The 9,308-nt window shown below is 70.7% G+C and carries 10 protein-coding genes and 3 pseudogenes; 9 read left to right on the forward strand and 4 right to left on the reverse strand.

What is annotated here, in order from left to right; genetic code table 11:
* The 4 genes and pseudogenes from KME75_RS36660 to KME75_RS36675 all read left to right on the forward strand — a co-directional run.
* The coding region (locus KME75_RS36660) for an IS66 family transposase (RefSeq protein ID WP_219419534.1) at positions 1-736 on the forward strand (736 nt) is incomplete at its 5' end.
* Positions 737-821: 85 nt separating this feature from the next.
* Positions 822-1,262, forward strand: coding sequence for a hypothetical protein (locus tag KME75_RS36665; protein WP_219419535.1), 441 nt, complete (start codon positions 822-824; stop codon positions 1,260-1,262).
* A gap of 124 nt (positions 1,263-1,386) precedes the next feature.
* Positions 1,387-2,334, forward strand: a pseudogene (locus tag KME75_RS36670) (PhoX family protein); the annotation flags it as partial.
* Positions 2,335-2,571: 237 nt separating this feature from the next.
* Positions 2,572-2,928: a hypothetical protein gene (locus KME75_RS36675; protein WP_219419536.1), complete on the forward strand. Its 357-nt coding sequence runs from the start codon at positions 2,572-2,574 to the stop codon at positions 2,926-2,928.
* Between the two features lie 122 nt (positions 2,929-3,050).
* On the opposite strand, the gene KME75_RS36680 is transcribed toward KME75_RS36675, so the two are convergent.
* Positions 3,051-3,290, reverse strand: a complete 240-nt coding sequence (locus KME75_RS36680; RefSeq protein WP_219419537.1) for a hypothetical protein — start codon at positions 3,288-3,290, stop codon at positions 3,051-3,053.
* Positions 3,291-3,328: 38 nt separating this feature from the next.
* Here KME75_RS36680 and KME75_RS36685 point away from each other — a divergent pair, with 38 nt between their 5' ends.
* Entirely contained in the window at positions 3,329-3,625 is a 297-nt protein-coding gene (locus KME75_RS36685) for a hypothetical protein (RefSeq protein WP_219419538.1), read from the forward strand.
* Between the two features lie 58 nt (positions 3,626-3,683).
* Here the strand turns inward: KME75_RS36685 and KME75_RS36690 are convergent, their stop codons facing one another.
* From KME75_RS36690 to KME75_RS36700, 3 genes are read right to left on the reverse strand one after another with little or no spacing between them, the layout of a single operon-like run.
* Positions 3,684-4,517 carry an AAA family ATPase gene (locus KME75_RS36690; protein ID WP_219419539.1) on the reverse strand — a complete coding sequence of 278 codons (834 nt, stop codon included), beginning with the start codon at positions 4,515-4,517 and terminating at the stop codon, positions 3,684-3,686.
* Position 4,518: 1 nt separating this feature from the next.
* Complete coding sequence (locus KME75_RS36695; RefSeq protein ID WP_219419540.1) at positions 4,519-6,015, reverse strand: TnsB C-terminal domain-containing protein; 1,497 nt, start codon at positions 6,013-6,015, stop codon at positions 4,519-4,521.
* Positions 6,012-6,626, reverse strand: a complete 615-nt coding sequence (locus KME75_RS36700) for a recombinase family protein (protein WP_219419541.1) — start codon at positions 6,624-6,626, stop codon at positions 6,012-6,014. Before KME75_RS36700 ends, KME75_RS36695 begins: the two co-directional genes overlap by 4 nt.
* Positions 6,627-6,824: 198 nt before the next feature.
* Between KME75_RS36700 and KME75_RS47160 the strand changes: the two are divergent.
* The 4 genes and pseudogenes from KME75_RS47160 to KME75_RS36715 form a co-directional block, all read left to right on the forward strand.
* Positions 6,825-7,243 (forward strand): annotated as a pseudogene (locus KME75_RS47160) (IS5 family transposase).
* Positions 7,185-7,718 carry a transposase gene (locus KME75_RS47165; RefSeq protein ID WP_372452749.1) on the forward strand — a complete coding sequence of 178 codons (534 nt, stop codon included), beginning with the start codon at positions 7,185-7,187 and terminating at the stop codon, positions 7,716-7,718. Before KME75_RS47160 ends, KME75_RS47165 begins: the two are co-directional and overlap by 59 nt.
* A 469-nt stretch (positions 7,719-8,187) precedes the next feature.
* The gene (locus tag KME75_RS36710; protein ID WP_219419542.1) at positions 8,188-8,778 is read left to right on the forward strand and encodes a DUF6431 domain-containing protein; all 591 of its coding nucleotides are present in this window, start codon (positions 8,188-8,190) and stop codon (positions 8,776-8,778) included.
* A 303-nt stretch (positions 8,779-9,081) separates the two neighbouring features.
* Positions 9,082-9,308 (forward strand): annotated as a pseudogene (locus KME75_RS36715) (hypothetical protein); the annotation flags it as partial.

Here is a 9,308-nt window from a genome sequence, read left to right on the forward strand (position 1 = left end):
GGCCGACGCCGCGCCGGCGGGGGTGGTGCGCCGTCAGGTGCACGACATCCCGATGATCAGCCCGTGGGTGGTGGAGCACCGGTTGCACCAGCGCCGTTGCGGCTGCGGGCAGGTGACCGCGGCGCCGGCACCGCCCGGGGTGTCCGCGCCTGCGGTGTATGGGCCGAACCTGCGCGCGCTCGCGGCCTACCTGGTGGTGTTCCAGCACCTTCCGGTCGCCCGGGCCGCGCAGCTGATCGCCGATGTGACCGGGGCTCGCCCCTCCACCGGCTGGATCAGCTCGGTGCTCGGCCAGGTGGCGGGCGTGCTGGGCGACGTCGAGAAACTGATCAAGACACTGATCACCTTGGCGCACGTGATCCACGTCGACGAGACCAGCAGCAACATCAACGGGTCGCGGTGGTGGCTGCACGTCGCCTGCACCGAGACACTGACCGCCTACCACCTGCACCCCTCCCGCGGCCGGGCCGCGGTGACCGAGTTCGACGTACTGCCCGCGTTCCGCGGAACGGTCGTGCACGACGCCCTGGCCGTCTACGACGCCTACCCGATGCCCGGCACGCCCTGTGCGGCGCGCACCTGGCCCGCGAGCTGGTCGCCGCCGCCGAGGCCCACCCCGACCAGGACTGGCCCGAACAAGCCCTCCGGGCGCTGCACGGGCTCAACACTGCCGCCCACCATGCCCGCGAGCAGCGACAACACCAGATCCCGCCGGAGATCGCCGAACCGCTACTGACATCGTGGCGCCACGCCATCCTGGTCGGGCTCGCCGAACACCGACGCACACCCGGGCGCAAACAGTCCAAGCCCCACCATGCCAGGTGATCGTTGTGCGCGACGGCCGCGAAGAACGTGGCGTACAGCAGCACGATCGCGATGGCGAGCGCCCCGTGGCCGAGCCAGCCGACGAGTCGGCGGTAACGCCGCGGAGCGCGGAGGATCGCGCCGGCCTCGTCGAAGATGTCCTGTTTGACATCCAGGCCCGCCGCGCGCTGCAGGTAGGTCGGCGCTTCCATCAGTTGCGCGGCGACGAGCGCGGCGACCGCCGCGGCTACCGGGTCGATGCTCAAGGGGCAGGCACTTCCAGCTCGCGACAGGCCGGTCAGGCCGGACCGGGGCTGCATCCGGCCCGCCATCCTGTACAAGATCGGCTCACTCAGCCGGCGTTGCTCGGATCCCACGATGGTCAGCGTCAGGATCTTGGACCTCTCCTCGTGGCTCTCGAACTGCTTGCTCCGTTGACTGCAATTCCGGCCGGCTGAATGCCAGCGCGGTCGAACGCGACGGGTAGAGATTCGCGACCTCCTCGCGACGCGGGCCCAGCTTCTCCCGACGCTTCCCGCTCATGGGCCGCTCGCCCCACGGCATCTTGCTGATGAGCAGCCTGGGCGCGTCGCGTACATGGGCGACGACGAGGTGTTCGAGTACGTCTACAAGTTCGTCTCCGACGAGTGCATGCTCCGCGGCTCGAGCCGGCGTGTCCGCGAGCACAACCGCAAGCTCCTCGACTCCGGCACCCTCCCCTCTACGTGGCCAGGTTCGACGGCGACTCGCCGCCCGCGCAGATCGACGGGTCCGGCGCGCTACCCGCGGACGGCGAGTTCGACGGTACCGGGGAGTGGATCCCGCTCGCCCACAACGACAGGTCGTTCGTCGACGGCATGACCGCCGAGGAGGTGTACGTCTTCACCCGGCTGGCCGGCGACGCGGTCGGCGCCACCAGGATGGACCGCCCCGAGGACGTCGAGCGAACCCGTGGAGCGGGCGCGTCTACATGGCGATGACCAACAACGACGAGCGCGGGGTCGCCGACGGCGCCCCGGTCGACGAGGCCAACCCGCGCGTCGACAACAAGCACGGCCAGGTGGTCGAGCTGACCGAGGACGACAACGACCCCCTGGCGACCAGCTTCGCGTGGCGGCTGTTCCTCGTCTGCGGCGACCCGGAGGACACGTCGACCTACTTCGCCGGGTTCGACAAGTCGCAGGTCAGCCCGATCTCCTGTCCGGACAACCTGGCGTTCGACCGCTACGGCAACCTGTGGATCGCCACCGACGGGAACGCGCTGGGGTTCAATGACGGGCTGTACGGGGTCGCGCTCGTCGGGGAGCAGCGCGGGCACACGAAGCTGTTCTGCACCGTGCCGGTCGGCGCGGAGGCGTGCGGACCCGTGATCACCGAGCGGTTCGTGCTGGTGTCGCCGCAGCACCCGGGCGAGAACGACGAGGCGAGCATCGAGAACCGGTGTCGAACTGGCCGGACGGCGGCGGCAACCAGCCCCGCCCGTCGGTGGCCGCGGTGTGGCGGCCCGCCGGCGGCGAGATCGGCGGCTGACGGAGCCGATGCACCGGCCTGCCGGGCGAGGGCCACGACGGCGTAGAGCGCCAGTGCCGCGCAGAGGAGCACGATGTCGGCGCCTGGTTTAACGTCGCAGTCGACGTGAGCTCCCTCGTCAAGGCCCCGTAGGCCGTCGACCTGCTGCAGCACAGAAACGACGAATTCACCGCACTCTCTTGGGTGGCGAAGACGGGTTACCGCCCCTGTCGGGGTGCAAGCGCTACGGTGCGCGCTGTGGACGTCGCTGATGACAACTCGTCTCTCTCCGAGGCTGCGCGCATCGCGATGAGCTGGCTGGAGTACCTCACACAGGTGCTGCCGGACACCCCGGCCCTGCCGCCGTCGACGCTGATGGTGCGGGCCGACCTGTCCGACGCCGACAGCGAGGACGTCGCCGCGGAACTCGAACGCGCCGGCCTGGTCACCCGAACGACGGCCGGTCTCGCTCCCACCGGCAAGCAGTGGGACGGCCCGGGCTACATCTCGGCGACCGCAATGTTCGCCTACGACCTCGACGACACGACCGAGATCCACCTGCCGCCGGGGTGGACACCTGCCTGGAACGCGCTCGCCTCCTCTGCTCGGGTGTGACGAATCGGCTGCCAGGGATGGCGTGCTCGACCAGGTCCCACGGCTCGCGGGTGGGGCGCAGAGCGCGGACGTTGTCGGCCATGAGGAGCCCCTCGGTCAAGGTTGGGTGGAGGCGGCGCTGGTCATCGCCCAGTGATGACGACGGCCGGCATCGCGGCCTCGATGTCGAACAACGCGCGGTAGGCCCGGAACTCGGCAAGCTCGTCGGCAAGGTGCAGTTGGTCCGGGAGCAACCCGTCGACGATCAGGTTCAGCACCGTCTCGACGGCGTCTCGGCTCCACTCGTGGAGCGCGCCGATGGTGACGCGTCCGTCCTGCTGAGCGCGAGCAGCTATGACCGGAAGCAGGCCGAGTCGCGCCATCAGGTACTCGTCGCCGGCGTACTCGGTACCGGGCGGGCGTGCCGGAGTCGGCGCGCCGCAGCCTGGTCAAGCACGTCGTCATCGACGCGCTGGCCCGCGCCGCCGACGAGGACGGCGTGCTGCTCGACTTCGACTTCCCCGAGTTCTTCGAGACCCACGTCTCCGCAGTGCTCGCGCAGGACGACGAGGAGATGTCACCCTTGACCTACGACAGGTTCTCCGCGATGGCCCTCATGGACTGCATCACCACGCTCACGATCCACGATGGGCTGCTGGCCAACCGCGGCAACGGTGACTCGGCCGACTACCACCTCACCCTGCCCGGCGGGGTGTGACGCGCTGAGATGAATGGCGCTGTTCCGGCGGCGCTATCTGGCGTGGTGGGACCACGCTTCAGGCGGTGCCGATCACGAGGGCGTCGCGGGCGGCGTCGATGACCTCGACGGTGAGGCGGTCGAGGTTGTTGATTGCAGCGATGCGTTGGGCTTGGGCGAGGAGCCGGGTGACGAGCCGGAAGTTGCCGCTGGTTGTGCGGGTGATCGCGGCGATTGTCTCGACCGTCGCGGGGTCGGAGGCGTTAAGGCCGAGGTCGGGCCAGCCGGCGACGACGCGGGCGAGTTCGGTTGGGTTGAGGTTGCGGTAGTGGTGGACGAAGCCGATGCGGCTGTAGAGCTGGGGGTAGCGGGCGAGGCGTTTCTCCAGGCCGGGCATGCCGATGAGGATCAGCCCGAGGTGGCTGCGGTCGTAGAAGTCGCGGACCTGCTCGAGGGCACGGTAGGCGAGCCGGTCGGCCTCGTCGACGACGAGCAGCTCGGTGTGGATCGACGCGCCGTGGGGTTGGCGGCCAGTGCCGAAGTCGATGACGCTCTCCGCGCGGAGCAGGGCGTGGCGGGTGGCGAGGGTGTTGAGTTCCTTGTTGATCCGGATCGGGCTGGCGTTGACCAGCGGGGTGTAGAAGATCGTGTGCCAGTCCGGGCGGGCGGTGCCCTGGTGCAGCCAGTTGTCTTTGCCCAGCAGGGGTCGCACATGTTGCCAGTCGGCGTAGCTGCGGGCGGAGATGGTCTTCCCGACGCCGGGTGCGCCATAGCACAGCCCGATGTAGCGGTCGGCGCGAACGGCGTCGGCGAACTCGCCGAACCGGCGGTGCTCGAGGGTGCTGACCAGCTCGGGAGCCTCATCGCAGGGCACCGCCGCAGTGGCGGCGGGCGCGGTGTTGGACGTCGTCACGTCACTCCTGGGCGTAGAGCTTGAGCTGATGGGCGGCGCGGCCGCGGTTCGCTTCTAGTGGGGTCGGCCCGGGGTCGGCTGGGATGGGAGCGGGTCCGGCGCGCAGCGTCATGAGTTCGTCGACGGTGGCGCGGCGGGCGGTGAGCGTGGCGGTGAGGTCGCGGCGGTGCCGGCGGCGGGCGGCGAGGATCTCGCGCAGGCTGATCGTGGTGCCGGCCATTTCGGGGCAGATCGCGCGGGCGAGGAAGGCGCCGTCGTGGAACAGGCGGATCTCGGCGAGGTCGCGGGGGTCGTAGCGGACGGTGACCTGCTCGCCGACGTAGGCGGTCAGGGTGGGGTCGAGGTAGCGCAGCCCGAACAGGTGCACCCCGTCGGGGTGGATCTTGCGGGGTTTGGCGACGGTGAGCAGCAGCAGGTCGAGTTGTTCGAGGGAGTCGGGCATCCGGGGCAGGAACCCTCCGGCGATCCACCGGGCATGTGGCGGCTGCCGGGTCTCGCTGTGCACGCGCTGGTGGTAGGTGGTGGTGATGAACCGGCCGATCGCTTCGTGGAGGTCGGGCAGGGTGAGCTGGGCCTGCTCGGCCCGGTCGGGGGTGCCGCGGGGGGCGTAGCCGGGCAGCCCGGCCAGGCACATGGTGTTGATCATGTCGAAAAAGCGTTCGACCTTTCCGCGGCCACGGGGTCGGCCGGGGAGCGAGGTGACCAGGCGGATGTTCAGTTCGGCGGCGACCTGTTCGAGGTGGCGGCTGGTGAAGTCGCTGCCGTGGTCGGTGTAGAAGACCTCGGGGATGCCGCAGACCTGCCAGCCCGGTTCGGTCTTGCGCCAGATCGCCCGGCGCAGCACCAGCGCAGTGTTCATCGTGTTGGGTGCGTCGAGGACGACACCGTGGGCGGCGACGGCGCGGGAGTGGTCGTCGAGGATCACGGTGAGCCAGGGCCGGGCGGGTTCCCCGGTCGGGGTGCGGACCCACAGGTCGAGCTCGGTGTCGTCGGCCTGCCAGATCTCGTTCGGCGCGTCGGCTTCGCGGCGGTGCACCAGCTCGAACACCTCGCTGTAGCGCTTGGCGCCCTCGGTGCCCAGGCACACCAGCGCCGGGTCCAGCGCGGCGACGATGTCGCACACGGTGCGGTAGCCCGGCGACGCCCAGCCGTGATCGGCGGCCACCTCGCTGACCTGACGGTGGATGACCGCCCGGGTAGGCGCGGGGCGGCGCAGCGCCAGGCCCTCGATGAGCAGCTCCAGCTCGGGCTGGACTCGGCGGCGGCCACGGTCGCTGCGCGGATGTCGGGCCAGACCGGCCAACCCGCCGGCACGGTGGGTCGCCAGCCAGCGTTGCGCGGTCCGCATTGGCACGCCGGCCGTGCGCGCGGCGGCGGCGAGCGGGACGCCGTCCTCGAGGTGCGGGCGCAGAACGCGCCACCGGTGCAGCGCGACGTCGCGCTGGTCGTCGTCGGGCGCCGCGGGCTCACTCGGCCTGATCGCGGGCGGGGTAGTCATGGCCGGGTGGCGTTCGTGCCCGCCGCGGTGACCGGTTCGACGGGGCGGGGCGGGAGGTGGCGGTAGAGGCTGGAGCGGGTGATACCGGTCTTGGCGACGATCTCGGCGATGGTGTCCCCGGCCTCGCGCAAGTGCACCGCATAGGTCAGCTTGTGCGGATCCACCACCGACGGACGGCCGATCCGGCGTCCCTTCGCGGTGGCCACCGCGCGGGCGTGCGCCGCCCGCTCCAGCGTGTAGGTGCGTTCCATCTGCCCGAACAACGCCAGCAGCACCACCGCCAGCTGCGCCATCGGATCGGCGGCGTTCGACGAGTCGATCCGGATCGGGTCGGCTAGGTTGCGCACCCCGACCCCGCGTGTCGACAGGTCGTGGATCAGGTTCAGGGTGTCGCGCACGGTGCGGCCGAGCCGGTCCAGGGTGTGCACCACGATCACGTCCCCGTCGCGGGCGTAGCCGAGCAGCGCGCGCAGCCCGGGCCGGTCGGTGGTCGAGCCGGACTTCTTGTCGACGAAGGTCCGCTCGGCCGGGATACCGACCTCGCCGAGGGCGTGCAGCTGCCGGTCGAGGTCCTGTTTCGCGGTCGACACCCGCGCGTACCCGAGATCCACTGCCGGAAAGTACCGCTGGTCGGATCTGTAGCGGCCTTTCGACACGCCGTTGTGGACCTGACATGTGAGACGCCGCGAGCTGGGGCAGCGACGGCGAGACGGTCGCCGCGGGCGGTGTTCCACTTCAAAGGAAGTGAGACGCATGCATCTAGGGCTTGTCCTGGCGATCTTTCATCGGTGTGATTCAAGCTGGTGGGGATGGTTGGTCGACATGAACTCACCGATGCGGCGTGGGCGCGGATCGAGGCGTTGCTGCCTGAAACGGGCAAGCGAGGTGGCCGGTGGCGGGATCACCGCCAGGTGATCAACGCGATCTTGTGGCAGTCCAAGACCGGGTTCCCTGGCGCGACCTGCCCGAACGGTACGGGCCGTGGAAGACCGCACACGAACGGCTGCGGCGGTGGACCGCCGACGGCACCTGGGAACGGATCCTCACCGAGGTAGTCGTGAAAGACGATTCCATCGGCGTTGTGGAGTGGAGATTCAGCGTCGACTCCAGCTCGGTCCGGGCTCACCAGCACGCCGCTGGCGCCCGGAAAAAGGGGGCTGCACCACCGGCTGGGTCGAAGACCTCGCCATCGACGGGGAAGCCCTGGGCCGGTCCCGCGGCGGACTGACCACCAAGTTCCACCTGGCCGTCGATGGCCGCGGGCTACCCATGGCCGTCCTGCTCACACCCCCGGGCAGGCTGGTGACAACCCGCAGCTGCTGCCGCTGCTCGATGAGGTGTCCGTCGCCCGAGTCGGACCCGGCAAACCGCGCAAACGACCGAAGCGGGTGGTTGCCGACAAGGCGTACTCCCACCCCTCCACACGCAGAGCACTCCGAAGCAGAGGGATCGCGTTCACCTGCCCGGAGAAGTCCGACCAGACCGCCCGGCGGAAGGCCAAGGGTTCCGCCGGCGGCCGGCCACCGGCGTTCGACCAGGACATCTACGCCGGACGCAACGTCGTCGAACGCTGCTTCGCCCGGCTCAAGCAGTTCCGGGCACTGGCCACCCGCTACGCCAAACGAGCCGCCTACTTCCGGACCGCCCTCATCCTCGCGGCCATCGTCCTCTGGCTCCGCGAAGATCCCCAGGACAGGCCCTAGCCTTCAAGCCGTCGCATCCCCCCGAGTGATCTTGGTAGGGGTGTTCTTGCGCGCCTCGGCTCGCCTGCTGAATGACCGACTGGCAAGGGTCCGCCCACCATGGCAGAACCTGATCCACTGGTGTAGACATCGTGGGTCAGTGACCGTGCGGCCACCGCCCGACTGTTCCTCCGCCTGTTGACCGCCTCCGAGGATGACGACCTGGCGCGCGATTCCCGCCATTGACGGTGACGACGGACGGCTCCCGTCCACGGCGTCCGTCGGCGCCGCCACCGTGACGATCAACAGGCCCGTCCCAGCATCGGGCACGCCGCTCCTCGCCCGCGGTCGTCATCGTGCCGAGCCCAGCCCACCCGACCGACGCTGTCGGCGCGGCGCACCGCCGGGGGACGTAGCCCACACCAGCTGACCCCTGGCGGCTGCGGGCCTGGTAGACCACGCTCGTGCGCCGTGCCCCCACCCCGACTCGATGATCGGCATCGCCGACCCGAGCCAGGCCGAGACCGACCTCGCCAGCGGAACGTTGACCTGCCCGTCGTGCACCGGCCCGCTGCAGCCCTGGGGGCACGCCCGGGCTCGCACCGTGCGCGACCACGGCACGACCACAGTGGCCCTACGACCGCGGCGGGCCCGCTGCCGCACCTGCCGCGGCACCCACGTCCTACTGCCCGCCGTCGTGGCCCCGCGCCGAGCCGACACCACGGCCGTGATCGGCTCCGCGCTGCTGGCCAGTGCCCGAGGGGCGGGTTACCGGCGGATCGCCGCCGAGCTGGCTCGGCCGCTGTCCACCGTGCGGCGCTGGATCCGCGCCGTGCGCGACCCCGAGCACGTGGAGTGGCTGCGCGTGCAGGGGGTGCTCTGGCTCGCCCGGGTCGACCGCGACGTGATCGCCGACCTCGCGCCGCAGCCCACGCGGCTGGGTGAGGCGCTGACCGCGCTGGCCGCCGCCGCGGTCACCCTCCGGGCCCGGGTCGCCCCGCACGTCCCGCCGTGGACGCTGATCGGCCAGATCACCCGTGGCCGGCTTGTCGGCCGACCGGTGCCGGCCCGGCCGGGCTGAGATTTCGGTTCCTGCCGGGTCCTCGCGCGCCCGTAACCCGGCGCCACCGTGCCGACGTCGAACCGGCGCGCATGCGGCTGGCTCCCGGCACCTTGACGACCACGGCGACACCCTGACGACCAACCCTGCCCGGTATGTCCGTTCTTCGTCGTCACCGTGAACGGCGCCTACGTCGCCATCTTCAGTGGCGGGCAACACCAGCCTTCGGAGTCGCACGGTGGATGATGAGGCTACAGGGCAGGCGGTCCATCGCTACCTGACCGACCAGTCGGAACCGACCCGGTCAGCCGAGAGGAGACCGCCATGACCACGGATAGCCGCCCGACCGGGACAGCCGATGGCGACGACCTCGCTGCTGAGTCCGTAGGACCGGCGCCGCCGGTCGCGCGAACGGTCGTGCGGTCGCCCGTCGCGGTCACGCTCGCGATCGCGGCCGGTGTTGCGTGGGCCCTGGCCGCTCCGCCGCGTGGGTGGTGGCCGTTGCTGCCGCTTGGGGTCGCCTCGCTGACGATCGCGCTGTACGGCAGGGG

Source organism: Pseudonocardia nigra, from assembly GCF_019396355.1.
GTDB lineage: Bacteria > Actinomycetota > Actinomycetes > Mycobacteriales > Pseudonocardiaceae > Pseudonocardia > Pseudonocardia nigra.

What these genes read in the sequence shown, in the direction of transcription:
- KME75_RS36710 (WP_219419542.1), top strand. Translation starts at nt 8,188, where the DNA reads ATGATCGGCATCGCCGACCCGAGCCAGGCCGAGACCGACCTCGCCAGC.
- KME75_RS36695 (WP_219419540.1), bottom strand. Translation starts at nt 6,015, where the DNA reads ATGACTACCCCGCCCGCGATCAGGCCGAGTGAGCCCGCGGCGCCCGAC.
- KME75_RS36680 (WP_219419537.1), bottom strand. Translation starts at nt 3,290, where the DNA reads ATGGCGCGACTCGGCCTGCTTCCGGTCATAGCTGCTCGCGCTCAGCAG.